The sequence below is a fragment of the Actinoplanes octamycinicus genome, assembly GCF_014205225.1.
In the GTDB taxonomy this organism is placed as follows: Bacteria; Actinomycetota; Actinomycetes; order Mycobacteriales; family Micromonosporaceae; genus Actinoplanes; species Actinoplanes octamycinicus.
In genome coordinates, this window is sequence record NZ_JACHNB010000001.1 from 9,495,801 (window position 1) to 9,520,579 (window position 24,779).

Annotated in this window: 27 protein-coding genes; 17 read left to right on the plus strand and 10 right to left on the minus strand. The window is 73.2% G+C overall.

Annotated elements, in window-relative coordinates; translation table 11 throughout:
* Positions 1–49 precede the first annotated feature (49 nt).
* From BJY16_RS43015 to BJY16_RS43025, 3 genes are read left to right on the plus strand one after another with little or no spacing between them, the layout of a single operon-like run.
* Complete coding sequence (locus tag BJY16_RS43015) at positions 50–709, plus strand: type 1 glutamine amidotransferase domain-containing protein (protein WP_185045453.1); 660 nt, start codon at positions 50–52, stop codon at positions 707–709.
* Positions 706–1,332: a TetR/AcrR family transcriptional regulator gene (locus BJY16_RS43020; protein ID WP_185045454.1), complete on the plus strand. Its 627-nt coding sequence runs from the start codon at positions 706–708 to the stop codon at positions 1,330–1,332. The genes BJY16_RS43015 and BJY16_RS43020 overlap by 4 nt, the downstream gene beginning before the upstream one ends.
* Entirely contained in the window at positions 1,329–1,715 is a 387-nt protein-coding gene (locus tag BJY16_RS43025) for a TfoX/Sxy family protein (RefSeq protein ID WP_185045455.1), read from the plus strand. The genes BJY16_RS43020 and BJY16_RS43025 overlap by 4 nt, the downstream gene beginning before the upstream one ends.
* A gap of 65 nt (positions 1,716–1,780) precedes the next feature.
* Here BJY16_RS43025 and BJY16_RS43030 read toward each other — a convergent pair whose 3' ends face one another.
* The 3 genes from BJY16_RS43030 to BJY16_RS43040 all read right to left on the minus strand — a co-directional run bounded on the left by BJY16_RS43030 (position 1,781) and on the right by BJY16_RS43040 (position 4,500).
* Complete coding sequence (locus BJY16_RS43030) at positions 1,781–2,146, minus strand: hypothetical protein (protein WP_185045456.1); 366 nt, start codon at positions 2,144–2,146, stop codon at positions 1,781–1,783.
* Positions 2,147–2,187: 41 nt separating this feature from the next.
* Entirely contained in the window at positions 2,188–3,696 is a 1,509-nt protein-coding gene (locus tag BJY16_RS43035) for an aldehyde dehydrogenase family protein (protein WP_185045457.1), read from the minus strand.
* A gap of 96 nt (positions 3,697–3,792) precedes the next feature.
* Positions 3,793–4,500, minus strand: coding sequence for an SDR family oxidoreductase (locus BJY16_RS43040; RefSeq protein WP_185045458.1), 708 nt, complete (start codon positions 4,498–4,500; stop codon positions 3,793–3,795).
* 46 nt (positions 4,501–4,546) lie between these two features.
* Between BJY16_RS43040 and BJY16_RS43045 the strand changes: the two genes are divergently transcribed.
* The 5 genes from BJY16_RS43045 to BJY16_RS43065 all read left to right on the plus strand — a co-directional run bounded on the left by BJY16_RS43045 (position 4,547) and on the right by BJY16_RS43065 (position 8,407).
* Complete coding sequence (locus BJY16_RS43045; protein WP_185045459.1) at positions 4,547–5,272, plus strand: enoyl-CoA hydratase family protein; 726 nt, start codon at positions 4,547–4,549, stop codon at positions 5,270–5,272.
* A complete protein-coding gene (locus BJY16_RS43050) occupies positions 5,269–6,096 on the plus strand; it encodes a CoA transferase subunit A (protein ID WP_185045460.1) in 828 nt (275 codons plus the stop codon). The genes BJY16_RS43045 and BJY16_RS43050 overlap by 4 nt, the downstream gene beginning before the upstream one ends.
* Positions 6,093–6,767, plus strand: coding sequence for a CoA-transferase subunit beta (locus BJY16_RS43055; RefSeq protein ID WP_185045461.1), 675 nt, complete (start codon positions 6,093–6,095; stop codon positions 6,765–6,767). The genes BJY16_RS43050 and BJY16_RS43055 overlap by 4 nt, the downstream gene beginning before the upstream one ends.
* Positions 6,764–7,783 carry an NAD(P)H-dependent flavin oxidoreductase gene (locus BJY16_RS43060; RefSeq protein ID WP_185045462.1) on the plus strand — a complete coding sequence of 340 codons (1,020 nt, stop codon included), beginning with the start codon at positions 6,764–6,766 and terminating at the stop codon, positions 7,781–7,783. Before BJY16_RS43055 ends, BJY16_RS43060 begins: the two co-directional genes overlap by 4 nt.
* 111 nt (positions 7,784–7,894) lie before the next feature.
* A complete protein-coding gene (locus BJY16_RS43065; protein WP_185045463.1) occupies positions 7,895–8,407 on the plus strand; it encodes a hypothetical protein in 513 nt (170 codons plus the stop codon).
* A 91-nt stretch (positions 8,408–8,498) separates the two neighbouring features.
* On the opposite strand, the gene BJY16_RS43070 is transcribed toward BJY16_RS43065, so the two are convergent.
* The gene (locus BJY16_RS43070; RefSeq protein WP_239177943.1) at positions 8,499–9,095 is read right to left on the minus strand and encodes a TetR/AcrR family transcriptional regulator; all 597 of its coding nucleotides are present in this window, start codon (positions 9,093–9,095) and stop codon (positions 8,499–8,501) included.
* A 64-nt stretch (positions 9,096–9,159) separates the two neighbouring features.
* Here BJY16_RS43070 and BJY16_RS43075 point away from each other — a divergent pair, with 64 nt between their 5' ends.
* Positions 9,160–10,152 (plus strand): aldo/keto reductase, encoded by a 993-nt coding sequence (locus BJY16_RS43075; protein ID WP_185045465.1) that lies wholly within the window; start codon positions 9,160–9,162, stop codon positions 10,150–10,152.
* 76 nt (positions 10,153–10,228) lie between these two features.
* Here BJY16_RS43075 and BJY16_RS43080 read toward each other — a convergent pair whose 3' ends face one another.
* Both BJY16_RS43080 and BJY16_RS48865 read right to left on the minus strand, forming a co-directional pair.
* The gene (locus BJY16_RS43080; protein WP_185045466.1) at positions 10,229–10,693 is read right to left on the minus strand and encodes a hypothetical protein; all 465 of its coding nucleotides are present in this window, start codon (positions 10,691–10,693) and stop codon (positions 10,229–10,231) included.
* 35 nt (positions 10,694–10,728) lie between these two features.
* A complete protein-coding gene (locus tag BJY16_RS48865; RefSeq protein WP_185045467.1) occupies positions 10,729–11,598 on the minus strand; it encodes an AraC family transcriptional regulator in 870 nt (289 codons plus the stop codon).
* A 126-nt stretch (positions 11,599–11,724) separates the two neighbouring features.
* Here BJY16_RS48865 and BJY16_RS43090 point away from each other — a divergent pair, with 126 nt between their 5' ends.
* The 5 genes from BJY16_RS43090 (at position 11,725) to BJY16_RS43110 (ending at position 17,539) form a co-directional block, all read left to right on the plus strand.
* Positions 11,725–12,270: a carboxymuconolactone decarboxylase family protein gene (locus BJY16_RS43090; protein ID WP_185045468.1), complete on the plus strand. Its 546-nt coding sequence runs from the start codon at positions 11,725–11,727 to the stop codon at positions 12,268–12,270.
* Positions 12,271–12,341: 71 nt separating this feature from the next.
* Positions 12,342–12,560, plus strand: coding sequence for a hypothetical protein (locus BJY16_RS43095; RefSeq protein WP_185045469.1), 219 nt, complete (start codon positions 12,342–12,344; stop codon positions 12,558–12,560).
* A 379-nt stretch (positions 12,561–12,939) separates the two neighbouring features.
* On the plus strand, positions 12,940–14,583 hold the full coding sequence (locus BJY16_RS43100) for a glycosyltransferase family 2 protein (protein WP_185045470.1): 1,644 nt from the start codon (positions 12,940–12,942) through the stop codon (positions 14,581–14,583).
* 65 nt (positions 14,584–14,648) lie between these two features.
* On the plus strand, positions 14,649–15,425 hold the full coding sequence (locus BJY16_RS43105; RefSeq protein WP_185045471.1) for a biotin/lipoyl attachment domain-containing protein: 777 nt from the start codon (positions 14,649–14,651) through the stop codon (positions 15,423–15,425).
* A complete protein-coding gene (locus tag BJY16_RS43110) occupies positions 15,422–17,539 on the plus strand; it encodes a glycosyl hydrolase (protein WP_185045472.1) in 2,118 nt (705 codons plus the stop codon). Before BJY16_RS43105 ends, BJY16_RS43110 begins: the two co-directional genes overlap by 4 nt.
* 132 nt (positions 17,540–17,671) lie before the next feature.
* Here BJY16_RS43110 and BJY16_RS43115 read toward each other — a convergent pair whose 3' ends face one another.
* A complete protein-coding gene (locus BJY16_RS43115; RefSeq protein WP_185045473.1) occupies positions 17,672–18,796 on the minus strand; it encodes an acetyl-CoA C-acetyltransferase in 1,125 nt (374 codons plus the stop codon).
* Positions 18,797–18,863: 67 nt separating this feature from the next.
* Between BJY16_RS43115 and BJY16_RS43120 the strand changes: the two genes are divergently transcribed.
* Genes BJY16_RS43120 through BJY16_RS43130 form a run of 3 tightly spaced genes read left to right on the plus strand, consistent with a single transcriptional unit; the run spans position 18,864 to position 21,731 of the window.
* Positions 18,864–20,024 carry an acyl-CoA dehydrogenase family protein gene (locus BJY16_RS43120; RefSeq protein WP_185045474.1) on the plus strand — a complete coding sequence of 387 codons (1,161 nt, stop codon included), beginning with the start codon at positions 18,864–18,866 and terminating at the stop codon, positions 20,022–20,024.
* A 43-nt stretch (positions 20,025–20,067) separates the two neighbouring features.
* Positions 20,068–20,862: an acyl-CoA dehydrogenase family protein gene (locus tag BJY16_RS43125; protein WP_185045475.1), complete on the plus strand. Its 795-nt coding sequence runs from the start codon at positions 20,068–20,070 to the stop codon at positions 20,860–20,862.
* Positions 20,859–21,731: a TIGR03619 family F420-dependent LLM class oxidoreductase gene (locus tag BJY16_RS43130; protein ID WP_185045476.1), complete on the plus strand. Its 873-nt coding sequence runs from the start codon at positions 20,859–20,861 to the stop codon at positions 21,729–21,731. Before BJY16_RS43125 ends, BJY16_RS43130 begins: the two co-directional genes overlap by 4 nt.
* On the opposite strand, the gene BJY16_RS43135 is transcribed toward BJY16_RS43130, so the two are convergent.
* The 3 genes from BJY16_RS43135 to BJY16_RS43145 are packed head-to-tail and all read right to left on the minus strand — an operon-like array spanning position 21,715 to position 24,762.
* Positions 21,715–22,818 (minus strand): sulfotransferase family protein, encoded by a 1,104-nt coding sequence (locus BJY16_RS43135; RefSeq protein WP_185045477.1) that lies wholly within the window; start codon positions 22,816–22,818, stop codon positions 21,715–21,717. The two genes, BJY16_RS43130 and BJY16_RS43135, sit on opposite strands and share 17 nt — an antisense overlap.
* A gap of 9 nt (positions 22,819–22,827) precedes the next feature.
* Positions 22,828–23,601, minus strand: coding sequence for an SDR family oxidoreductase (locus BJY16_RS43140; protein WP_185045478.1), 774 nt, complete (start codon positions 23,599–23,601; stop codon positions 22,828–22,830).
* 3 nt (positions 23,602–23,604) lie between these two features.
* Entirely contained in the window at positions 23,605–24,762 is a 1,158-nt protein-coding gene (locus BJY16_RS43145) for a hypothetical protein (RefSeq protein WP_185045479.1), read from the minus strand.
* Positions 24,763–24,779 lie beyond the last annotated feature (17 nt).

Sequence of the window (24,779 nt, forward strand, 5' to 3'; positions counted from 1 at the left end):
GCCGACACAGAAACTTGTGCAAACTAAAGATTTTGTGCAAGCTGTAGGCATGACGCGATCGGTTCTCATGGTTCTCACCTCCCACGGCCAGTTCGGCGCCACCGGCCGGGCCACCGGCTTCTGGCGGGAGGAGCTGGTGACCCCCCTGCACGCCTTCCGAGAGGCCGGACTGGCAGTCGAGCTCACCTCGGTGCGCGGCGGGCAGCCGCCGGTGGATCCGGCCAGCACCGCCGGCGCCGCCGCCGACCCCGATCTGGACGCCCTGCTCACCGGCGTCGAGCCGCTGGCCTCGGTCGATCCGGCCGGCTACGACGCGGTCTTCCTGGTCGGCGGGCACGGCACCATGTGGGACTTCCCCGGCAACGAGTCGCTGGCCCGGCTCGTCAGCACCATCGGCCGCACCGGCGTCGTCGCCGCCGTCTGCCACGGCGTCGCCGGGCTGCTCGACGCGACCACCCCGACCGGCGACCCGCTCGTGGCGGGACGGACCGTGACCGGGTTCAGCGACGCCGAGGAGGCGCTGGCCGGCGCGACCGGCGCCTTGCCCTTCTCGCTGGAGCAGCGGCTCAAGGACCTCGGCGCCGATGTCGAGACCGGTGACCCGTTCACTCCGACGGTGCGCCGCGACGGCCGCCTGCTCACCGGGCAGAACCCGGCGTCCTCGGCAAGCCTCGCCGCCGCTGTCATCGACGCCCTCGGGTCGCGATGACCACCGCCGCCGACCGGTTCGCGGCCCTGCCGCTGCGCGAGCGCAAGCGGGCCCGGCTCCGCGTGGAAGTGTGGCGGGCCCTGCGCGAGCGCGTCGAACGCACGCCGTTCGCCGACATCCCGGTGCGGGAGCTGGCGGCGACGGCCGAGGTGTCCGAGCCGACCTTCTTCGCACACTTCGGGTCGAAGACCGAACTGCTCGCCTACCACATCTGCATGTGGCGCATCGGCACCGTCCTCGCCGTCGACAGCACGGCGGAGGGCGTCGACTTCATCCGGCAGTTCTTCGACGAGACAGCCCGGTCCATCATCGCCGGGCCCCGCATGTGGTTCGAGATCACCGCCGAGGTGGCCCGCGGCGGCGGGGTCTGCGCGGTGCTGGACATCAGTGCCGCCGAGCGGCTGCTCGTCTTCGACGACCCGCGCGCCCTGGACGTCGCGCTGACCCCGCAGGGCGACCTGTTCCGCCGTCATCTGGCCTCGTCGCCCGACCCGGAGGCGGCGGTGACCGGCCTGCTCGCCGGCTTCTACGGGGTGCCGCTCGCCCTCGGCGCGGACCGGCTCGGGGAGCTGCGTGACGCCTACCGCGCCCACGTCGACCGGTTCGCGGTGGCCGTCCGGTGACCGGTTCCCGCGCCGTCGCCGACCACGTCCTCGACCTCCTCGGGCCGTCCGCCGCGGTGGTCCTCGCCCCGTTCTTCGGCGGCTGGTCCCTGCGGCGCGGCGGCGAGCAGATCGGCATCGTGATGGACTCCGCCTACGCCCGGGTCGATCCGGCACACCGGGACGCCTGGGACGCCGCCGGCTCGACCCCGTTCCGGTACGCCGCCCGCGGCCGGACGATCACCGTCGAGGCGTACTGGAGCCTGCCGGCCGACGCGCTCGACGATCCGGACCGGCTCCGCGAGCTACTCCTCGGGACCGACCCCGATCGGCTCCTCGCCCACCCGGGTCGCGCCGGCGACGCCCGACCAGCGGACTCCAGCCGCGACGCCGGGACCACCTGACCACCGCGGGCGAAGGCGCTCCCGATACCGGCCGGTCGCGGGGCCCGGCGGCGGATCGGCGTCGGTCATTCCACGTCGTCGTCGGTGTCCGGGATCTCCGGGCAACCCTCGCCGCGCAGGTAGAGGGCCTTGCCGGCGACCACCGCGGCGCGGCTGTCGGCCACCAGGTCGTCGTCGACGTAGACGTCGATGTCGGCGCCGACCGGGATGCGGGCGTGGAACACGGTGCCGACCGGCAGGGAACCGCCGGCGACCGGCTCGCCGGCGCGGCGGAACTCGATGCGCACCTGCTTGCCGGCCGGGCGCTCGGCGGTCGGCGCGAGGCACACGGCGAGGCGGCCGCGCGGATCGGGCTCCGCGCCGCCGCAGCCGGCCGGCCCGGCCAGGAGGCCGGTGGCCAGCAACGCGCTGACCAGATGACGTATCCGCACGGCGGCTACTCCATCACCCGCCGATCATGATGTCCAGTCGTTCACATCATCTCGTCGCCGGTCGGGATCAGCACCGTCTTGACCTCGGTGTACGCCTCGATCGAGGTGCGCCCGCCCTCGCGCCCCAGCCCGGACTGCCCGAACCCGCCGAACGCCACGTGCGGCTCCAGCTGGTAGCCGTTGACGCCGACCGTGCCGGCCCGGACCGCCCGCGCCATCCGGATCGCCCGCTTCACGTCCGCGGTGTAGACGGTGGCGGCGAGCCCGTACGACGTGTCGTTGGCCAGCCGGACCGCCTCCTCCTCGTCGGTGAACGGCACCACCGCCAGCACCGGCCCGAAGATCTCCTCCTGGGCGATGGTGGCGCTGTTGGCGACGTCGGCGAAGACGGCCGGTTCGACGAAGTTGCCGGCCGACAGCTCGCCGTCCGGCCGGCCGCCGCCGCACACCAGCCGGGCCCCCTCGGCCTGCCCGCGCTCGATGTAGCCGAGCACCCGGTCCCGCTGCCGCTCGTTGATCAGCGGCGCGGCGGTGACCTCCGGGTCGAACGGGTCGCCGTAGGTGACCAGCGTGGTCATGCCCTGCGCGATGGCCAGGAACTCGTCGTAGACGTCCCGGTGCACCAGGGCGCGGGAGTGTGCCACGCACGCCTGGCCGGAGAGCCCGAGCGTCACGGTGCCCATGGTGAGCGTGGCGGCCGCGTAGACCTCGGCGTCCGGGAAGACGATCGACGGGCTCTTGCCGCCGAGCTCCAGGCTGACCCGTTTCATCCCCTCGGACGCGGCGGCCAGGACCCGCTTGCCGACCGCCCGGCTGCCGGTGAAGGTGATCTTGTCGACCATCGGGTGGGTGATCAGCGCCTGACCGGTCGGGTCGCCGGGCCCGGTCACCACGTTGAGCACGCCCGGCGGCAGCCCGGCCTCCTCGAAGAGCCTGGCCAGGCGGAGCGCCGCGAAGGTGGCGAACTCCGACGGCTTGAGCACCACGGTGCAGCCGGCCGCCAGCGCCGGCGCGACCTTCTGCGCGGCGAGCAGCAGCGGGCCGTTCCACGGCACCACCGCGGCCACCACGCCGACCGGCTCGCGCAGGGTCATCACCAGGTGGTCGCCGCCCTGGTAGCCGGGGAGCGTCTCGCCGGCCAGCTTGTCCACCCAGCCGGCGTGGTGGTCGAAGACGTCGGCGACGCACTCGATGGACATCGCGTACTCGTCGCCGAAGGTCAGCGGCACGCCGTTGTCCAGCGCCTGCAGGGTCCGCAGCTCGTCGGTGTGCGAGCGGATCAGCTCGGCCATCCGGCGCAGCACGGTGATCCGCTGCTTGGCCCGGGACCGCGGCCAGGAGCCCTCGTCGAACGCCTGGCGCGCGGCCCGCACCGCGGCGTCCACATCGGCCGGACTCGCCACCGCGAAGTCGCCGACCTGCTCCCCGGTGGCCGGATGCCGGTGGGTCCAGGTCCGCCCGTCCGCCGCGGCCCGCCAGGCGCCGCCGATCAGCAGCTCCCCGGTCGCCAGCCCGACCGCGTCCCGCCTCGTCTTGATCGAGAGAACCATCCCGGCACCTCCGGCGTAGAAATTGAAACACGTTCTACTCAGCCGCAGGGTAACACCGGCGCCGCCGAACTCCTATCCGGCCGGGAAGGTCACCGCTCACCGCAGCGGGGGCAGGTAGCCCGGCCACTCGCCGCCGCCGTGGACCGTGACCGTCGCGCCGGTCACGTACGACGCGAGCGGCGACGCCAGCATCAGGCAGACGCCGGCCACGTCCTCCGGGGTGGCCGGGCGGCCCATCGGCACCGTGCGGGCCACCGCCTCCGGGTCGAGCAGGCCGGCGACCGGGCCGGGCACGACGCTGTTGACCCGGACCGCCGGGGCCCACTCGGCGGCCAGGCTGGTCGCCAGGTGGTGCAGGCCGGCCTTGGCCGCGCCGTAGGCGGCGCCGCCGGGGGACGGCCGGGTGCCGCTGACGCTGCCCACCATCAGGATCACGCCGCCGCCGGGCTGGGCCCGCATGACCGCGTTCGCCGCCTGGGCGACGTGCAACGGGGCGATCAGGTTCAGCTCGATGATCTTCGCGTGCAGGCGGGGCGAGGCGGTCGCGGCCGGGATCGGGGGTGCCCCGCCCGCGTTGTTCACCAGCACGTCGAGGGGACCGTCCAGCGCGGCCACCAGCGCGGCGGCCTGCTCCGGGTCGCGGACGTCGGCGCGGTGGAAGCCGGCCGGCCCGTCGTAGGAGCCGCGGCCGCAGACCAGCACCCGCGCGCCGGCGGCCAGGAACGCCGACGCGATCGCGGCGCCGATCCCCCGGGTCCCGCCGGTGACGACCACACCGCGGCCGGTGAAGTCGAGAGGGTCCATGGCGCGAGGCTAGCTCACCAAGCAAGCGCTAGGTTAGCCTGCCTCCATGGGCGAACCTCCGATCGCCGAGATAGTGCTCGACTTCCCGCCGGTCAACGCGGTGCCGGCGGCCGGCTGGCAGTCCCTCGCCGACCTGATCACCGCGGCCGGCGCGGACCCGGCGACCCGGGTGGTGCTGCTGTCCGCCCGGGGCCGGGGCTTCTGCGCCGGGGTGGACATCAAGGAGATGCAGCGCGACCCGGGCCACGAGGTGCTGCTGGCCGCCAACCGGGGCTGCGCCGCCGCGTTCGCCGCCGTCTACGACTGCCCGGTCCCGGTGATCGCCGCGGTGCACGGTTTCTGCCTGGGCGGCGGCATCGGCCTGGCCGGCAACGCCGACCTGATCGTGGCCGCCGACGACGCCACCTTCGGCCTGCCCGAGGTGGACCGGGGCGCGCTCGGCGCGGCCACCCACCTGGCCCGGCTGGTGCCCCCGCACCTGATGCGGGCGATGGTCTACACCTGCCGTCCGGTCACCGCCGCCGACCTGCACCGGCTCGGCAGCGTCCACCAGGTGGTGCCGGCCGCCGAGCTGCCGGCCGCGGCCCGGGCGGTGGCCGAGGTGATCGCGGCCAAGGACCCGGTGGTGATCCGGCGGGCCAAGGAGGCGCTGAACGGGATCGACCCGGTCGACGTGCGGCGGTCGTACCGGTTCGAGCAGGGCTTCACCTTCGAGCTGACCCTCGACGGCGCCGGCGACCGGGCCCGGCGGAGCTTCGGGGAGCGGCGATGACCGTGCTGAGCGTCGACGACGTGGTCGCCGAGCTGCGCGACGGGATGACCGTCGGGATCGGCGGCTGGGGGTCGCGGCGCAAGCCGATGGCGCTGGTCCGGGCGGTCTGCCGGGCCGGGCTGCGGGACCTGACCGTGGTCTCCTACGGCGGGCCGGACGTCGGGCTGCTGGTCGCGGCCGGCTGCGTGCGGCGGGTGGTCACCGGGTTCGTGTCGCTGGACAGCATCCCGCTGGAGCCGCACTTCCGGCGGGCCCGCGAGGCCGGCACGGTCGAGCTGACCGAGTACGACGAGGGCATGCTCCACTGGGGCCTGCTCGCGGCGGCGCACCGGCTCCCCTTCCTGCCGATCCGGGCCGGGCTCGGGTCCGACGTGATGACGGTCAACCCCGGTCTGCGGACGGTGCGGTCGCCGTACCCGGACCGCTCGGACCTGGTGGCGATGCCCGCCGTGACCCTGGACGCGGCCCTGGTCCACCTGAATCGCGCCGACCGGCGCGGCAACGCGCGCTACCTGGGGCCGGACCCGTATTTCGACGACCTGTTCTGCCTGGCCGCCCGCCGCCGCTTCGTCTCCTGCGAGCGGCTGGTGAGCACCGCGGACCTGATCGATCAGGGGCCGCCGCAGGGCCTGCTGCTCAACCGGATGATGGTCGACGGCGTGGTGGAGACCCCGCACGGGGCGCATTTCACCAGCTGCGTGCCCGATTACGACCGCGACGAGGCGTTCCAGCGGGAGTACGCGACCGCCGACTGGGCGACGTTCCGGGCCACCTACCTGGACGGCGACGAGGACGACTACCAGAAGGCGGTGGCCGCGCGATGAGCCGCGCCGACGTCTGCGTGGTGGCGTGCGCCGAGGCGTGGCGCGGCGACGGCCCGGTGCTGGCCTCGCCGACCGGCCTGATCCCCCGGCTCGGCGCCCGGCTCGCCCAGCTCACCTTCGCCCCCGAGCTGCTGCTCACCGACGGCGAGGCCACCCTGCTGCACGGCGACGAGCCGGAGGGCTGGCTGCCCTTCCGCGCGGTGTTCGGCGTGGTCGCGGCCGGCACCCGGCACGTGATGATGGGCGCCAGCCAGCTCGACCGGTTCGGCAACCAGAACATCTCCTGCGTCGGCGACTGGCACCGGCCCACCCGGCAGCTGCTCGGCGTGCGCGGCGCGCCGGGCAACACGGTCAACCACACCACCAGCTACTGGGTGCCGCGCCACCAGCCGCGGGTCTTCGTCGACCGCGTCGACATGGTGTCCGGGATCGGTCACGACCGGGGCGCCGTCGAGATCCGCGTGGTGGTGACCGACCTGGCGGTGCTGGACTTCGCCACCCCGGACCGCTCGATGCGGCTGCGCTCGGTGCATCCCGGGGTGACCGTGGCCGACGTCCTGGCCGCGACCGGTTTCCCGCTGACCGTGCCGTCCGAGGTGCCGGTCACCAGGGAGCCGACCGGCACCGAACTGGCGATCATCGAGCGGCTCGACCCGGACGGCCGGCGATGAGGACCCGGCTCACCGAGCTGCTCGGCTGTCCGCATCCGATCGTGCAGACCGGCATGGGTTACGTGGCCGGGGCCGGTCTGGTGGCGGCCACGTCGGCGGCCGGCGGCTTCGGCATCGTCGCCTCCGCCACGATGAGCCTGGACCAGCTCCGGGACACCGTGCACAAGATCCGCGCCCGCACCGGCGCCCCGTTCGGCGTCAACCTGCGCGCCGACGCCCCGGATGCCACCGACAAGATCGATCTTTTGGTACGCGAGGAGGTGCGCCTGGCCTCGTTCGCCCTGGCCCCGACCCGTGACCTGCTCCGCCGCTGTGCCGACGGCGGCGTGCTCACCATGCCGTCGGTGGGCGCCCGCCGGCACGCCGAGAAGGTGGCCGCCTGGGGCGCCGACCTGGTCCTGGTGCAGGGCGGCGAGGGCGGCGGGCACACCGGCCCGGTCCCGACCACGCTGCTGCTGCCGCAGGTGGTGGACGCGGTCGGGATCCCGGTGGTGGCGGCCGGCGGCTTCTTCGACGGCCGGGGCCTGGTCGCGGCGCTCGCCTACGGCGCGTCCGGCATCGCGATGGGCACCCGTTTCCTGCTCACCTCGGACAGCCCGGTCGCCCTCGACGTGAAGCGCCGCTACCTGGCCGCCGACCTGACCGGGACGGTGGTCACCACCCGGATCGACGGGGTGCCGCACCGGGTGCTGCGCACGCCGTTCGTCGACTCCCTGGAGCGGGCCGGCCGGCTGGCCACGCTGGCCCGGTCGCTGCGCAGCGCCGCGGCGTTCCGCCGGGAGTCGGGCATGTCCTGGCGGGAGCTGGCGCGGGCCGGGCGTACCCGGAACGTGATGGCGGCGAACACGCCGGCGCTGCTGCGCGCCTCGATGGTGGAGGGCCGGGTCTCCGCCGGGGTGATGTCGGCCGGCCAGGTCACCGGCCTGATCGACGACCTGCCGTCCTGCGCGGAGCTGATCGACCGGATCATGGCCGAGGCGGACGCCCGGCTGGCCGCCCTCACCCACCCGCGGTGACCCGTGGTGAGCCGATCGGGCTCCGCAGACTGACCGACGGGAGGGTGCGGCGCCGATCCATTTCGATCTAGAGTGTCCCGTCTTGCTCACTTAGTTACAGGGATCCACCTCATGCGACGCATCATCCTGGCCGTTACCACGGGCGCCCTGCTGCTGACCGGCACCGCCTGCGGTTCGAAGTCCGACGACACCGCCGCCCCGGCGGCGCCCGCGGCGACCACCGCCACCACGTCGGCTGCCCCGGCCGCGGATTACACCGCCGACACCAAGAAGACCTGCGGCGACCTCACCAAGCTGCTCTCCGGCCAGTCGATGGTGAAGTTCGGCGAGGAGCTGGGCAAGATGATCGGCTACAAGCAGGCGAAGGCCACCGCCCAGGCGAAGCAGGCCCGCACCGACGCCGGCAAGAAGCTCAAGGAGCTGGCGGCCGAGGTCACCAAGTCCACCGGCGCGGCCCAGGACCCGGAGCTCAAGGCGGCCGGCGAGAAGGTCGCGCAGAGCATCACCACCAGCGCCGGCGACGACGCGTTCTTCGCGAAGTTCAAGACCGAGAAGGACGTCGACAAGGCCCTCGAGACCGAGATGACCGCCTGGTTCACGCCGCTGGACACCTTCTGCTCCTGAGCACCACCCGCATTCCCTGAGCACCACTCGCTGATGGGCCCGCCTCACCACGAGGCGGGTCCATCGGCGTCGTTGCCCCCGGCCCCGCGGGTCAGTCGTAGAGCGCCGACACCCACAGGTGAGTCAGCGTGTCCACCAGCACCGCGCGGTCGTCGAAGGGCGGGACCCCGCACGCGGCCAGGTAGTAGAGCCGCTCCCCGGCCCAGGTCAGCGACGCGGCGAGGGCACGCACGTCGACCCCGTCCAGCCGGGCCGGATCGGCCTCGATGCGGGCCACCGCGGCCTCGGTGAACGTCGCCATCTGGGCCAGCCACAGCTCCCGCAGCTGCGGGTCGGAGGCCCAGCTCTCCACGATGGCGCGCAGCACCGGCGCGTGCGACAGCCACAGATCCGCGCCCGCCTCGACCCCGGCCCGCAGCGCCTCGCGCGGGTCCGCGCTCCCCCGCACCCACGGCTGCGCGGCCTGGTGGCCGGCGCCGACCGCGCGACGCACCACCTCGGCCAGCACCGCCTGCTTCCCGGCGAAGTAGAAGTAGAAGCTCGCCCGGGAGACGCCCGCGGCGGTGATGATCTCCGCCACGCTGAGCGAGTCGAAGGTGCGCTCGCGCAGCAGCTCGTGGAATCCGTCGAGGATGCGTTCGCGCAGGCCGGTGCTCTCCGGCGGGGCTTCGTCGCGGCGGGGTGTCACACTTCGCAGCGTACCGGACACTGGTTCTGGACGGGTTGACCAGACAGCGTGTATGGTCGGTCGCATGAGGTATACGACGTTCGGGCGGACCGGCCTGCGGGTGTCCGAGTTGGTGCTCGGCGCGATGACCTTCGGCGAGCAGGGCGGCGTCGGCGCGCCGATCGAGGAGTGCCGGCGCATCCTGGACGCCTACGCCGAGGCGGGCGGCAATGTCGTCGACACCGCCGTCAACTACCGCGGTGGCGCCAGCGAGGAGATCCTCGGCGAGCTGCTGGCCGGGCGGCGTGACCGGTTCGTCGTGGCCACCAAGTACACGGTGACCCGGGACCCGGCCGATCCGAACGGCGGCGGCAACCATCGCAAGAACCTCCGGCTCTCGCTGGAGACCAGCCTGCGCCGGCTGCGCACCGACCACCTCGACGTCTACTGGGTGCACATCTGGGACCGGCACACGCCGATCGAGGAGACCATGCGGGCGCTCGACGACGCGGTCACCGCCGGCAAGGTGCTCTACGTCGGGGTGTCGGACACCCCGGCCTGGGTGGTCTCCCGGGCGAACACGCTGGCCGAGTGGCGCGGCTGGACGCCGTTCGCCGGCCTCCAGGTGCCGTTCAGCCTGATCAACCGCGACGCCGAGCGGGAGCTGCTGCCGATGGCCGAGGCGCTGGGCCTCTCCGTGACGGCGTGGAGCCCGCTCGGCGGCGGCGTGCTGTCCGGCAAGTACAGCAGCGCCCCGGCCGGGCCGGCCCGGCTGGACCGGGACGCGATCAGCGACCGGGACCTCGCCGTGGCCGGGGCCGTCCAGGCGGTCGCCGCCGAGCTGGGCGCCACCCCGGCCCAGGTCGCCCTGGCCTGGACCCGCCGCCGCGCCGGCGTGCTGCCGATCATCGGCGCCCGGACCGTCGACCAGCTGCGCGACAACCTGGGCTGCACGGCGCTCACCCTGCCGCCGGAGCTGGCCACCCGCCTGGAGGCGGCGACCGATTTCAGTCTCGGCTTCCCGTCCGACTTCATCACCCAGACCACCCCGTGGGTGCTGGGCGCGGCCGCTCTCTGACCTACCGCCCCGGAGATCGTCCCCGCGATCCATCCGGAGCACCGCCACCCACCGGGCCTGCCGTCGATGTGATCGCTCAACCCGGCACGGCTCGGTGTGAGGTCCAGCCGGGTTGATCATCAGATCGAGGGGTCACACTTCCTCGACCGACGTCGCCGGACGTCGTGGCCAGGGCCGCCCACTCGGCCAGGTAACGGTCGAGCGGCACGCGGAACCACGTACTGAAGGTGTTGTCGGCGCCCACCATGATCCCGACCGTTCCGGCATGCCGCCAGATCAGAATTCGCCAACCCTGCTCCTCATCGTCGAACGGTTCGTCGACGTCACCGACGGGCGCACCTGCTGGGCTCTGGATCACCTGCTCGACGTCATGACGACTCCACCACGGGAACCCGACACACAGGGACAACCGCTCATCCACCAGCTCCAACCTGTCGTCGGCCCAGCGCACCGAGAACTGGGCGGCGCACGGGAACCGATCCAGGTCCAGCCTGGAGATGTCCCGGTAGTCCTCCAGAAAGATCGGCTCCTGATCCGGCACGTTGCTGATTCCTCTCTCGGCCGCCGGACTCGGGCTCAGGCCGAGAGCGGTGACTGTGGTGGCGTGGCGAGCCACTTCCTCGGCGCGGTGCCGAGGTGCTGGGCGAAGACGCGGGAGAACGAGGACGCGTTGGCGTAGCCGAGCTCGGTCGCGACCGTGGCCACGGCGGCGCCGGTGCGCAGCCGCTCCTGGGCGATGGTGAGCCGCCAGTGGGTCAGGTATTGCCCCGGGGTCGCGCCGATGACCTCTTTGAAGTGGGCCGCGAAGGCGCTGCGGGACATCCGCGCCGCGGAGGCCATGCTGTCCAGCGTCCAGTCCGCTTCCGGCGACTCGTGCAGTGCGATGAGTGACGGGGCCAGGCGCGGGTCGGCGAGACCGGTCAGGATGCCCGACGGGATGCCCAGGTCGCCGACGTGGTCGAGGATCCAGCGCAGCAGGTGGATGAGGACGACCTCGAACAGCCGGTCGGCGACGAGCCGTTGACCGCAGCGGACGTTGTCGACCTCGGCGAACAGCAACTGCAGTAACGGCTCGACTCCCCCGATGTCGTCGAGCGGGACGATGAGCACCGGGGGCAGTGCCCGCATGAGCGGATGTGTCGCCCCGCCCTCGACGTCGAGCGACGCGCAGGTGAAGTCGGAGCCGTCGCTCGGCGGGTTGTGGAAGGCGTGGTCGAGGGGCTGCGGGTAGAACAGCAGGGTCGGCCGGTCGATCTCGATCCGCCGCACCGCGCCGCCGGGCTCCCGATGGGTGACCGCCATTTCTCCGCGCCGCAGGATGTGCAGGAATCCGCGGCCGGGCTGGGCCGCGAACGTCGTCACACCGCAGAGCGGGCCGGCGTGGAACAGCGTGGTGGTGACCCGGAACCGTTGCAGCAGCGGGGTGAGCCGATCGGAAGCTTCCACGCCGCCATCTTATGGACGATCCGCTAAGAATCAAAGACTTTCCGATACGTATCGTCCGAGCGGGCCGGGCAGGCTTAGGGGCACGAACCCCCGCCCGTGGGTGTTCACCGAAGATGGGAATCAGTCATGGCGAACGTGCCCCTGATCGACCGCGACGCCGCCTCCGGCGAGGTGAAGGAGCAACTGGACCAGATCCACGCCGCCTTCGGTGCCGTGCCGGCGATGTTCAAGGCGGTCGCGAACTCGCCCGCCGCGCTGAGGAGCATGTGGGGCTCGTTCGGCGCGTTCTCCGGCGGCACCCTCGGCGCCGCCCTGGGCGAGCAGATCGCCGTGGCGGTCGCGAATCGCAACTCGTGCGAATACTGCCTGGCTGCGCACACCGTGCTCGGCAGGAAGGCTGGCCTGAGCCGTGACGAACTCACGGCCGCGCAGGTCGGCGAGTCCGGCGACGCCCGTACCGCCGCCTTGCTCGGCTTCGCCCTGAAGCTGGTCGAGGAGCATGGTCAGGTCACCGCCGAGGACGTCGAGGCGGTCCGCGAGCAGGGCTGGAGCGACGAGCAGATCGTCGAGACGATCGCCCAGGTCGCCCTCAACCTGTTCACCAACTACGTCAACATCGCCCTCGGGGTGCCGGTCGACTTCCCGGCCGTGACGCTGCGCCGGGCGAGCTGACCCGTCCGCACCGGCCACGTCGCCACGCGTGCTGACGTGGCCGGTGCGCACCATCCGTCTACCTTGACGGGATGACATGGACGGACCGGGTGGCGGAGCGCTACCGAGAGCTCATGCGGCGACGCGCCACCCATCCCTTCTCCGGCGTGTGCGCCGAGTGTCGCCACGATTGGCGGGAGCACCTCCCCGACCAGGGCTGCAGCGAGTGCCGGTACGAGATCGACCACGGCGAGCCGGACGCCCCCAGCACGGTGTGCGCCGCTCAGGCGCCCGGCCACACCTTCCCGTGATCGCCCCGTGCTCGGCCGGACCGACCGCGGGGCATCGCATGTTTCACGATCGGCGCCGTCTGATTCCCGGGAGGTTTCGGGGCTGACATTTCCGTTCCCGGCGGGCTGTAACGTCGCTCACTGATCAACTTATTGACGCATCGGGCGGTTTCCGAGAGGACATTTATTCTTAACCGGATCGGGAGTGTAGCCACAGCTCAGAGCGATGGGTGAACCGATCGATTAATTCTGGCAGCAAGGCCGCAATGACAATTGCACAGCTCGGAAACATCGCCTCCGGATCAATCGACGGCAGCGCTCGCAAATCTTCGACTTTTGCTGTTCTCTAGGGAACGGCACCGAATCCACGGTGCTGAATGCCGAAGATCTGGGAGCATTCATGACGGCACCGCCCGTACCTTCGGCCAGGCCGGGCACCCGCCTGGCCTGGCGGAAGCTGCAGCGCTCGACCCGCGTCGCGATCATCGCGGCGCTCGCCGCGACCGTCTTCTACCAGCTGTTCCTGCTCAACCCGGCGTACCGCGGACCCACCTGGCTGTGGGTCGCCATGCTGGCTGCCGAGGGCCTGACCGCCCTGCACCTGATCGGCACCTGGTGGACCATCCTGGCTCACGACGACCAGCCCGAACCGGTGGATGTCGTGGTCTGGCGCAACCGGCTGCGGGCCGGCGCCGACGTGCCGTCCATCGACGTGTTCGTCACCGCCTACGGCGAGGATCCCGCGCTGGTGCGGGACACCGTCCTCGCGGCCCGCGACATGGACCTGCCGCATCGCACCTTCCTGCTCGACGACGGCGACAGCGACGCGTTGCAGCAGGTCGCACGGGAGGCCGGGATCGGCTATCTGCGGCGGCCGGGCGGGGCGCACGCCAAGGCCGGGAACGTCAACGCCGGGCTGGCCCGCACCGACGGCGAGTTCGTCGTCATCTTCGACGCCGACCACGTGCCCGAGCGCACCTTCCTGCTCAGCATCCTGCCGCATTTCCAGGACCCGGATGTGGCGTTCGTGCAGTCCCCGCAGTCGTACACCAACAACGTCAACCTGGTCGCCACCGGATCGGGCGAGGCCCAGCGCATCTTCTATGAGCTGGTCTGCCCGGGCAAGAACCACTTCAACGCCGCGTTCTGCGTCGGTACGAACGTCATGTTCCGGCGGGCGGCGCTGGACGGGATCGGCGGCATCTGGACGGGCAGCAATTCCGAGGACATCTGGACCTCGATCGAGCTGCACAAGGACGGCTGGAAGTCGATCTACGTACCGCAGGTGCTGGCCCGCGGGCTCGCCCCGGAGGACGTCCCGTCCTACCTCAAGCAGCAGATGCGGTGGGCCAGTGGCGGCTTCGAGGTGCTGCTGCGCGGCCGGCTGCTCAAACGCGGCAGCGGCCTCACCATCGACCAGCGTCTGCAGTACCTCTTCTGCGGCACGCACTACCTGCTGTCCCTGGCGATGCTGACCTTCATGCTCTTCCCGTCGCTCTACCTGCTCTTCGCGCTGAGTCCGATCCGCGCCGACGGCTTCGCGTGGGCCACCCACTATCTGCCGTTCCAGGCCGCCGTGCTCCTGGTCACCTGGCTGCAGTCCGGCGGGTTCAAGCTGTCCGCGATCGTGGCCAGCATCGGCGCGACCCCGGTGCATCTGCGAGCGCTGGTCGGCGTGCTGCTCGGCCGGCCGGCGAAATGGAAGGCCACCAACGCCGGCGGCGACGACGCGCGGTCGCTGTGGGCCGTCATGCCGCTGGTCGCTCTGTTGCTGCTGAACGCCACCGCCATCGTCGTCGGTGTCCTGGTGATGGCCGACCCGGCGCCGACCTGGCTCTCCGTCGGCTGGGCCAGCATGATCGTGCTCATCCTCGGCCGGATGATCATCGAATCGGTCACCGGTGGCCGGATCCGCCGCCGGTTCACGACGCCCGCCGTGTCCGAGGTGGGAACGCGCCGGCCGGTGACCCGGGAGCTGCCCGCGCCGCCGCGTATCGCCCTGGAGTCCGGCTCGGAGCCGCAGCCGGTTCCGGCCACCGCCTGATCCCGCTCCTGGCACCGGCGCCGGCCCGGGATGACATGACGACTTCCTCCGAGAGAGGCGTGACCATGAGCACCACCATCGAGAAGACCAGCATCGAACCCGATTCCGCACCGAGTGCGGCCGACCAGCCCGGACCGGCGCCGGCCCCGCCGAGGAAACAGCGCTGGCGGGCGGTGTTGCGCTTCCTGCGTACGCTGATCGTGGTTTTGATCTTGCTTGCGGCGGCTGTCGCGGGCGGCACCTACCTCGTCCGGCAACGACTCGCCGAGCGGACCATGGTGGACGCCGGCACGGCGGTGCTGGCCGCCCAGCCGATCACCGTGGGTTCGCCGGACGCCTCGGTCGTCAACCGGGTGGTGATCGCCGAGCGGGACAGCGTGACCGCCGGCGCGCCCCTCGCCACGATCACCCGCACCGCCGACGGCGGCGGGCCGCGGGTGCAGCAGCTGAAGGCGCCGGCCGCCGGCATCGTCACCGAGATCAACGTCGCACCGGGGCAGATCGCCCGGGCCGGCGAGCCGATCATCACCCTCTACGACCCGTCCCAGCTCACCTTCCGCGTCGACGTGCCACTCGAGACGCTGCGTGAGCTCCGGCTGCAGATGACCGCCTACGTCTCGGGGCCCGGTCTGCCCGGCCGGATCGCCACCACCCTCGAAGAGGTCGAGGCCAAGGTCGGCGGTGGCGGCGCGGCGGCGCCCTCGGATCTGCTCACCGTCGTGTTGCGGCCCGACCCGGCCGCCCTGTCCACCGTGCGCACGCTCGTGCCGGGACTGCGGTTCCGCGCCGTGGTGGACACCACCACGGCCGCCGGCGGCACCCCGGCGGTGAACAGCGCATGAGCCCTCGTCTACAGGCTGCGGCCGCGGTGATGGCTCTGGTCACGGTGGCCGCCTGCTCCGCCGAGCCGGCCGGTGAGGCGGCGGCGCCGGACGCCGGCCCGGTCATGGAGGACGCCTCGGCGTCTGCGATCACCGTGCCCCGGGTGGCCGGCAGCGGCAGCGTCGCCGATACCCTGCCGGCCGGAGCGCGGCCGACGAAGAACCCCGATCAGGCCGGTGATCTCGCCGGCCAGGCGGTGCCGACCAACCAGTGGTGGAGCTCCGCGCTGACCGGGCCGCGGACCCAGCCGATCTGGACGCATCCGCTGGCGGTGCGCGCCGCTGACGCGGGCGTGCAGATCAGCGGCGCACCGGTCACCGCCTCCGCCAACGCCATCACCACGCCGTTCCTGCCGGCGCTGACCGTCAGCGCCGCGACCGGGGCGGTGCGGGTGGCCGGCTACGGCGCGTTCCACGTCGTGCTGCGCGTGGACCTGGCCGGTGGCGGGTCGGTCGACGTCACCCTGGTGCAGGGCAGCCCGGTGCTCTGGCTCCGGTTCCGGGGCGCGACGCCCAGCCTGACCGGCGCTTTCCGCGACGTGGGGAGCACGGCCGCACGTGCCCGGCTCGACGTCGCGGGCGGCCGGTGGGACGTCATCGGCGACGGCCTGGCACTCAACGGCTCCACGGTCACCGGGTCCGGTGAGCAGCTGGCCGTCGCCCGCGTGCCGGACGGCGGCGACCAGGCGGGCTGGGAACGGGCCAGCACCGCCGACCCGGTCGTGCGGACCACGGCCGCGATGGCCTACGACGCCGCGACGGGAACGGTCACCCAGACGCTCACCGCCCGGCGAGCCGGAGGTGGCGCCGGGGTGTGGGCGCTGCTGCCGCACCAGCAGACCGGGCTGCTGCCCGGACCGGCCGCCGTGGCCGGTTCCTACCCGGACGCCCGCGGGACGATGTCGCTGGTCTCCGCCGACACGGTGCGGGTACGGGTGCCGATGCCGGGCCTGCTGACCGCCGTGCCGCAGGTGCCGCTGACCGCGGCGGCGAGCCGCGCGGTCCGCGACGACCTGGCCCGGGACCTGGCCGACCCGGCAGGCGCGGGCGGCAGCTACTTCGGGCTCAAGGAGCTCGGCCGGCTCGCCACCATCGCCGAGGTGGCTGCCGCGGTGGGTGCGAAGGAGGAACGTACGGCGGCCCTCGCCCGCCTGCGGCCGCTACTGATCGACTGGCTGACCTACTCCGGGCCGTCCGACGGACGCTACTTCGGCTACGACGGGACGTGGGGCGGGCTGATCGCCGTGCCGGCCGAGTTCGGCGCCCAGGACTACAACGACCATCATTTCCAGTACGGCTACCTGGTCCGCGCCGCGGCTGTGCTGGCGTCGGCCGACCCGCAGTTCGCCCGCGACTACGGCGACGTGGTCGACCTGATCGTCCGCGACTACGCCGGGTCGCTCGCGATCGGGCCGGCGTCCGGGCTGCCCCCGTTCCGGGCCTTCAACGCCTATCTCGGCAGCTCGGCCGCTTCCGGCTTCGCGCCGTTCGCCGACGGCAACAACCAGGAGTCGTCGAGCGAGGCGGTCGCGGCCTGGGAGGCGGTCACCCGCTGGGGACTGGTCCGCGGCGACAAGGCGATGACCGGGTACGGCGTGGCCCACTACGCGATGGAGGCGGCGACGGCCCGGATGTACTGGCTCGGCGCCGGGCTGACCCGGCCGGCGGGCTACGCGCACACCACCGCCGGGATCGTCTGGGATGCCAAAGTCGACTACGCCACCTGGTTCGACCCGAAACCGGAGTCGATCCTGGGCATCCAGCTGCTCCCGCTGACCGCCGGCTCGTTCTACCGCGGCCCGTCCGAGACCCGGGAACGGGAGCTGGGTCCCCGCCCGCGGGTCTGGGGCGACCTGTTCGCCGCCGACCTGGCGCTGTCCGACCCGGCGGCCGCGCGCGGCCGGCTCGACGCGGGAGTCAGCCGTGAGGACAGCACCAGCCGGGCGATGGTCCGCTACTGGGTCGAGGCGCTGGCGGTGCTGGGCCCACCGCAGTCCGGTGTCCCGGCACCGCTGGGATCGCTGGCGTTCGGCTCGGCCGGCAATCCCCGGCTGGTCCGGTCACCGGCCGGATAGGCGCTGCCACCGGGGTGCGCGGCAGGAGCGCGCACCCCGGGTCGGGCCCCGGCCTGGCGGGCGCTCACACCCGCCGGTCGGGCAGCCGGGGCGAGACCGGCGCCGTGGATCCGCGGACAGCCACGCGGCGCGTCAGAGGCGTTCGACGATGGTGACGTTCGCCTGGCCGCCGCCCTCGCACATGGTCAGCAGGCCGTACCGCCCGCCGCACCGCTCCAGCTCGTGCAGCAGCCCGGTGAGCAGCCGGGCGCCGGTCGCGCCGAGCGGATGGCCGAGCGCGATCGCGCCGCCGTTCACGTTGACCCGGGCCGGGTCGGCGCCGGTCTCCCGCAGCCAGGCCAGCACCACGCTGGCGAACGCCTCGTTGACCTCGAACCGGTCGATGTCGGCGATGCCCAGCCCGGCCCGGCGCAGGGCGTACCCGGTCGCCTCGATCGGCGCGGTCAGCATCAGCACCGGGTCGCCGCCGCGAGCCGACAGGTGCCGGACGGCGGCCCGCGGCCGCAGGCCGTACCGGCGCACGGCCGCACCGGACGCGACCAGCAGGGCCGCGGCCCCGTCGGCGAGCTGGCTGGCGGTCGCCGCCGTGGTGACGCCGCCGGGCCGGAGCGGGGCCAGCGCCGCCATCCGCTCGGCGCTGGTGTCCCGGCGCGGCCCCTCGTCGGCCCCGCCCGTCCCGATCTCCGCCCGGAACCGCCCCTCGTCGATCGCCCGGATCGCCCGCCGGTGGCTGGTCAGCGCCCAGTCCTCCAGCTCGGCGCGGGACAGCGCCCACTTCGCGGCGATGGCGTCGGCGCTGCGGAACTGGTCGACCTCCCGGTCGCCGTAGCGGGCCGCCCAGCCGGCCGATCCGGCGTAGGGCCCGGCGGGCGCCATCGCGCTGCCGATCGGCACCCGGCTCATGCTCTGCACCCCGCCGGCCACGACGAGGCCGGCCGTGCCGCTCAGCACCGCCTGCGCCGCGAAGTGCACGGCCTGCTGCCCCGACCCGCACTGCCGGTCGACGGTCACGCCCGGCACGTGCTCCGGGAGCCCGGCCGCGAGCCAGGCGGTCCGGGCGATGTCGCCGGACTGCGGCCCGACCGTGTCGACGCAGCCCAGGACCACGTCGTCGACCTCGGCCGGGTCGACGCCGGCCCGGTCGAGCAGCGCCGCGATGACCTGCCCGGCCAGGTCGGCCGGGTGCACCCCGGACAGCGCGCCGCCGCGGCGGCCGACCGGCGAGCGGGCCGCCGCCACCAGATACGCCGATTCCACGGTTGACGCCCCCTCACCGAGAGACCAAGCTAGAACTCGTTCTAATCTATGACCTCGGGCGGCCGCCATGCACGTGGGATACACCCCGGAGCAGGAGAAGCTCCGGCAGGAGCTGCGGGCCTACTTCGCCGGCCTGATGACGCCGGAGCTGCGCGCCGCGCTCACCGACGACGACGGGGAGTACGGCGACGGCGACGCCTACCGCGCGGTGGTCCGCCGGCTGGGCCGGGACGGCTGGCTGGCGCTGGGCTGGCCGGTCGAGCACGGCGGCGGCGGGCGGTCCCGGATGGACCAGCTGATCTTCGCGGACGAGGCGGCGATGGCCGGCGTGCCGGTGCCGTTCCTGACCATCTACACGGTCGGGCCGACCATCGCCCGGCACGGCTCCGCCGAGCAGCGGGCCGAGCTGCTGCCCCGGATCGCCGCGGGTGAGGCGCACTTCTCGATCGGTTACTCGGAGCCGGAGGCCGGCACCGATCTGGCGGCGCTGCGCACCCGCGCGGTCCGCGACGGCGACCAGTACGTGATCAACGGGCAGAAGATGTGGACCAGCCTGATCCGGTACGCCGACTACGTCTGGCTGGCCTGCCGCACCGACCCGGAGGCGCCCCGGCACCGGGGCCTGTCGATCCTGGTGGTGCCGACCGGCGCGCCCGGTTTCTCCTGGACGCCGGTGCGCACCGTGGCCGGCCCGACCACCAGCGCCACCTACTACGCCGACGTCCGGGTGCCGGTCGCCGCCCGGGTCGGCGCCGAGAACGACGGCTGGCGGCTGATCACCGACCAGCTCAACCACGAGCGGGTCGCGCTCACCTCGGCCGCCCCGCTGCGCCGCGCGCTCGACGAGGTCACCGCGTGGGCGATCGAGACCCGGGCGATCGAGCGGGAGTGGGTCCGGCTGCACCTGGCCCGGGTGCACGCCAAGACCGAGGTGCTCAAGCTGCTCAACTGGCGGGTGGCGAGCGGTGGCGGCGGCGCGCCGACGGCGGTCCGCGCCTCGGCCGGCAAGGTCTACGGCACCGAGCTGGCCGTCGAGGCGTACCGGTTGCTGATGGAGGTGCTCGGCCCGGCCGCCACGGTGCGGGCCGGCGCGCCCGGTGCGCTGCTGCACGGCCGGATCGAGCGGATGCACCGGGCCTCGCTGATCCTCACCTTCGGCGGCGGCGCCAACGAGGTGCAGCGCGACATCATCGCGGCCGGCGCGCTCGGCCTGCCGATCAAGAGATAGAAACCCGCTTTCCGGTACGACCGGAGCACGGCCAGGAGGGTCGATGGACTTCTCGCTCAGCGACGAGGCACGTGACCTCGCCGCGCTCACCCGTGACCTGGCGGCGTCCGGCCGCCCGCTGTGGCCGGCCCTGGCCGAGGCCGGCGTGCTGGCCGCCGCGCTGCCCGAGCGGGCCGGCGGCGAAGGCTACGGCCTGATCGAGCAGTGCGCGATCCTGATCGAGCTGGGCCGCGCCGCCGCCGACGTGCCGTACCTCCCGTCGATCGTCGGGGCGGCGTCGGCCATCGCCCGGTTCGGCACCGACGAGCACGTCGCACAGCTGGCCGTCCCGGCCGGGCAGGGCACGGTGGTGCTGACCGCGGAGCACGTCCCGGAGGGCCCGGAGGTCGCCGCCTGGCTCGCCGCGCACACCGCGGTCGGCACCTGCGCGGCCCAGCTCGGCGTGGTGGAGCAGGCCCTGGAGATGACCGCCGGGCACGCCCGGTCCCGGGTCCAGTTCGGCCGCCCGATCGGCTCCTTCCAGGCCGTCTCGCAGCGGCTCGCGGACGCCTACATCGACGTGGAGGCGCTGCGCCTGGCTCTCTGGCAGGCCGCCTGTTCGCCGGGCCGGGCCGAGGTCGCCACCGCCGGTTTCTGGGCCGCCGAGGCCGGCCACCGGGTGCTGCACACCGCGGTCCACGTGCACGGCGGCGTCGGCCTGGACCTGGACTATCCGTTGCACCGCTACTTCCTGGCCGCGAAGCGCCACGAGTTCCAGCTGGGCGGCGCCACCCGGCAGCTCCTCGACCTGGCCGACACCTTCCCGGAAGAATTAGAACACGTTACAGTTCAGGGATGAAGTTCAGCCTCGGGATCGCGCTCAGCCCGCTCGACCAGCTCATCGACCTGGCGCGCACCGCCGAGGAGTGCGGCTTCGCGTCGGTCGCGCTGCCCGACTCGCTGTTCTACTCCGAGGAGGTCAGCGCGAAATACCCGTACACGCCGGACGGCAGCCGCTTCTGGACCGCCGAGACGCCCTGGTCGGACCCGCTCGTCACGGCCGCCGCGCTGGGCGCCGCCACCACCCGGATCCGGTTCTACACGCAGGTGCTCAAGCTCGGCCCGCGCAACCCGGTGCTGCTGGCCCGCCAGGTCGGTTCGGTGGCCCACCTGACCGGCAACCGGTTCGGCCTCGGCGTCGGGCTCGGCTGGTCGCCGGAGGAGTCGCTGTGGTGCGGCGCGCCGTTCGCCGACCGGGGCGCCCGCGGCGACGAGGCGATCGAGGTGCTGCGGCTGATCCTGGGCGGCGGCATGGTGGAGTTCCACGGCAAGCACTTCGACTTCGGCCGCCTGCAGATGAGCCCGGCCCCGACCGCGCCGGTCCCGATCTACGTCGGCGGCCACGCGGACGTGGCGCTGCGCCGCGCCGCCCGGCTCGGCGACGGCTGGTCGTCGGCGATGATGCGCTTCGACGAGCTGCGCCGGGTGATCGACCGGCTGACCGAGCTGCGCACCGAGTACGGCCGAGCCGACCGGCCCTTCGAGATCCAGGCGGTCTGCGTCGACCGCTTCGGCCTGGACGGTTTCCGCCAGCAGGCCGACGCCGGCGTCACCGACGCCATCGTCGTCCCGTGGCGCTTCTACGGCACCCCCTTCGACGCCGGCCTCCCCGCCAAACGCGACGGCCTGCGCCGCTTCGCCGACGAGGTGATCAGCCACTTCGGCTGAAGGCCGCGTCCACGTCCGCCGCGGTGAGGCCGAAGTCGGCCAGGTCGTACCGGTGGGCCGGGCCGCTCGGCGGTGGCATCGACACCCGGCCCGGCGGCGTGCCCAGCCGGTCGTGGATCAGGTCGAGCGTCGCCTGCGGGTCGGCCACGAAGTCGTCGTAGTCGACGTCGATGAAGTGTGCCGGGTCGTGCCGGGCCCGGTCGGCGGCGAACTTGCGCAGCCCTCGGGACCAGAGGTCGAGCTGCGCCCGCCCGAGCACCGCGCCGCGGAACAGCGGCGACCAGCCGGCGCTGGCCCGCGCGTTCAGGCTGCACACCGACGCGATCACGGTGCGCGGCGCGCGGTGCGTCTGGATCACCACGGCGTCCGGGTAGGCGGTCAGCAGCGCGTCGAGCGCGAACAGGTGGCTGGGATTCTTCAGCACCCATCGGCGGCCCCGATCGGGCAGGCCGATCAGCTGCAGGTTGCGCCGGTGCCGGCGGTAGGCGACGGTCCAGTCCTGCCCGGCCAGCCACGCCGAGTAGCCCGGCAGGTGGGCCAGGCACTCGAAGGACACCGACATCATCGACTGACGCAGCAGCCGCCAGCACTCCTCCACCTGGTCGGCCGCGATGTGGTGGGCGCCGAGCAACGCCGGATCGGCCCGCTCGTAGCCGGCGCGCAGCATCGCGTACACCGGATGCTCGTCCCACGTCTCGCGCGGCGGCCGCGGCTGCGGCGCCTCGGTCAGCCACAGCTCCAGCCCCTGATGGGCCGGGTCGGCGGCGAGCAGCCGATGCAGCGCGGTGGTCCCGCTCCGCGGCAGCCCGGTAACGAACACCGGCCGCCGCACCGGAACCTCCGCGTGCTCCGGGAACTGCCGCCACGCCGCCTCGCTGAGCAGCCGGGACACCAGCGCGGCGCGCAGGAACCCCCGGCTCACCTTGCTGCCCTGCGGGGTCAGGGCCGCCTCTTCCCGGTACGACCGGAGCAGCTCCACCAGCCCGTCGCGATAGTCGTCCGCCCCGAAGTCGTCCAGCCCGGTCAGCCGGGTCGCCGAGGCGTGCAGGTCGTCCACCGTGCCGACGTCGGTCCGCGCGCTCCGCATCCCGGCCCCTCAGTGGTGGAACTCGCCGCAGTTGACGTCCAGGCACTGCCCGGTGATCCCGCGGGCCAGCCCGGAGAGCAGGAACAGCACCGCGTCGGCCACCTCGTCCGGCTCGGGCAGCCGGCGCAGGTCGGTGCCGGCGGCGATCTCGTCGTAGATCTGCCGGGTCGGCACGCCGCGCTGGTTCGCCTGATAGTCGAACCACATCCGCAGGCTGTCCGCCCAGATCCAGCCGGGCGCCACCGAGTTCACCCGGACGCCGAGCGGGCCCAGCTCGCTGGCCAGGTTCTGGGCGACCGCGAGCAGTCCGGCCTTGGCCAGCTTGTACGGCCCGAACGGCCGCCGCGAGTGGCGCAGCACCGCCGAGTTGACCATCACGACCGCGCCACCGGACTCGACCAGGGCCGGGGTCAGCAGCCGGGTCAGCCGCAGCGCGGCGAACACGTTGACGTCGAAGCTGGCCCGCAGGTCGTCCAGGTCCACCTTGCCGAGGCTGCGCATCGGCGGCATCGCGAAGGCGTTGTTGACCAGCCCGTCGACCCGGCCGAACCGGTCGAGCGCGGTCCGCACCAGCGCGGCGCTGGAGTCCTCGTCGGTCAGGTCGGCCGGCACGACCAGGGCCCGGCGGCCGGCCGCGGTCACCTTCCCGGCCACCTCGGTCAGGTAGGACTCGGTACGGGCCGCGAGCACCACGTCGGCGCCCTGCTGAGCGGCCCGCACCGCGACCGCCCGGCCCAGGCCGGGACCGACCCCGGCGACCAGCACCACCTTGTCGGCGAGCACGGCTCAGCCCAGCATCCGGGCCGCGGTGGCGGCCTGCCGGGCGGCGATCCGCGCCCGCCACCCGGCCGGGTCGATCGGCTCGTGGTAGGGCAGCTGCTTGGGCAGGTCGTCGACGGCGACCAGGTCGACCCGCGGCCCGTCCGCCTCGGTCAGCGCGCGGGACAGCCGCTGCCAGCGCAGTTGCACGTAACCGCGGTCGTGGCCGGTGCGCTCGATCCAGTTCGCCACGCCGGGGTCGCGCTCGCTGATCACGTAGCGGATCATGCCGTCCGGATCGACCTTCGCCTGCGGGACGGTGAGGCTGGTCTGGTGGTTGACGTAGTCCAGCGAGACGTACCACATGCTGCCGAGCTGCAGGCCCTGGTAGGGCGCGCCGGCGACCGGGACGGTGACCACCATGGCATGGTCGTCGTCGAGCGCGTAGTGACCGGCCGACGAGTACTGCGTGGCCAGGCCGCCGGGGGTGAGCCGGGGCGGGGTGAGCGTGTTGACCGGCAGGTTCAGGTAGAAGCGTTCGGCGAAGGCCAGGAAGGTGCGGATCCGGCCGACGAGCATCTTGCCGGCCACGGCGTACCGTCGGGTCAGGGTCTCCTCGGTGAGTGGCGCGGGCCCGCAGCCGAACCGGTCGGCCCGATGGATGCGCAGCGTCCCGGGCTCCTCGCGGGCCCAGTCGCTGAACACCTCGCGCACCACCAGCATCGCCGAGCCGGGCGCGAGCGGGAACGCGTTGCGGCCGGTCAGGCCGGGCCCGAAGCGGATCGCGAAGCTGCCGTCGGCGTCGAGCTCGACCTCGCGGTCGTCGAAGGCGGCGAGGCTGCCCGGGACGCCGACCGGCGAGTAGGAGCCGTCCAGGATCTGGAAGCTCAGGTCGGCGGTGCTGCCCCGGCGGCCGGTCACCACGTATTCGGCGTCGTCGCGCAGCCAGGCGTGGAAGTAGAGGGTGTCCGGGTTGTCGAGACCCATTTTCGTGTACGGGCCGGTGGAGCGCACGAAGTAGGGGAAGTCGCGGTCGTAGGCCCAGGCCATCTGGATCGAGGCGCGGATGCCGCCGGCCAGATAGTCGTAGCCCTCGATCAGGTCCCGCTCGCCGCGGACGTGCGGCGCCTCGGTGATGGCGCGCTCGGCTCGCGCGATGGCGTCAGCGAACGACTCAGTGACCACGACCCATGCTAGAACGT

Coding starts and splice junctions, on each gene's coding strand:
- BJY16_RS43015 (WP_185045453.1), top strand. CDS start 50: ATGACGCGATCGGTTCTCATGGTTCTCACCTCCCACGGCCAGTTCGGC.
- BJY16_RS43020 (WP_185045454.1), top strand. CDS start 706: ATGACCACCGCCGCCGACCGGTTCGCGGCCCTGCCGCTGCGCGAGCGC.
- BJY16_RS43035 (WP_185045457.1), bottom strand. CDS start 3,696: ATGGTTCTCTCGATCAAGACGAGGCGGGACGCGGTCGGGCTGGCGACC.
- BJY16_RS43040 (WP_185045458.1), bottom strand. CDS start 4,500: ATGGACCCTCTCGACTTCACCGGCCGCGGTGTGGTCGTCACCGGCGGG.
- BJY16_RS43045 (WP_185045459.1), top strand. CDS start 4,547: ATGGGCGAACCTCCGATCGCCGAGATAGTGCTCGACTTCCCGCCGGTC.
- BJY16_RS43050 (WP_185045460.1), top strand. CDS start 5,269: ATGACCGTGCTGAGCGTCGACGACGTGGTCGCCGAGCTGCGCGACGGG.
- BJY16_RS43055 (WP_185045461.1), top strand. CDS start 6,093: ATGAGCCGCGCCGACGTCTGCGTGGTGGCGTGCGCCGAGGCGTGGCGC.
- BJY16_RS43060 (WP_185045462.1), top strand. CDS start 6,764: ATGAGGACCCGGCTCACCGAGCTGCTCGGCTGTCCGCATCCGATCGTG.
- BJY16_RS43065 (WP_185045463.1), top strand. CDS start 7,895: ATGCGACGCATCATCCTGGCCGTTACCACGGGCGCCCTGCTGCTGACC.
- BJY16_RS43075 (WP_185045465.1), top strand. CDS start 9,160: ATGAGGTATACGACGTTCGGGCGGACCGGCCTGCGGGTGTCCGAGTTG.
- BJY16_RS43090 (WP_185045468.1), top strand. CDS start 11,725: ATGGCGAACGTGCCCCTGATCGACCGCGACGCCGCCTCCGGCGAGGTG.
- BJY16_RS43095 (WP_185045469.1), top strand. CDS start 12,342: ATGACATGGACGGACCGGGTGGCGGAGCGCTACCGAGAGCTCATGCGG.
- BJY16_RS43100 (WP_185045470.1), top strand. CDS start 12,940: ATGACGGCACCGCCCGTACCTTCGGCCAGGCCGGGCACCCGCCTGGCC.
- BJY16_RS43105 (WP_185045471.1), top strand. CDS start 14,649: ATGAGCACCACCATCGAGAAGACCAGCATCGAACCCGATTCCGCACCG.
- BJY16_RS43110 (WP_185045472.1), top strand. CDS start 15,422: ATGAGCCCTCGTCTACAGGCTGCGGCCGCGGTGATGGCTCTGGTCACG.
- BJY16_RS43120 (WP_185045474.1), top strand. CDS start 18,864: ATGCACGTGGGATACACCCCGGAGCAGGAGAAGCTCCGGCAGGAGCTG.
- BJY16_RS43125 (WP_185045475.1), top strand. CDS start 20,068: ATGGACTTCTCGCTCAGCGACGAGGCACGTGACCTCGCCGCGCTCACC.
- BJY16_RS43130 (WP_185045476.1), top strand. CDS start 20,859: ATGAAGTTCAGCCTCGGGATCGCGCTCAGCCCGCTCGACCAGCTCATC.
- BJY16_RS43135 (WP_185045477.1), bottom strand. CDS start 22,818: ATGCGGAGCGCGCGGACCGACGTCGGCACGGTGGACGACCTGCACGCC.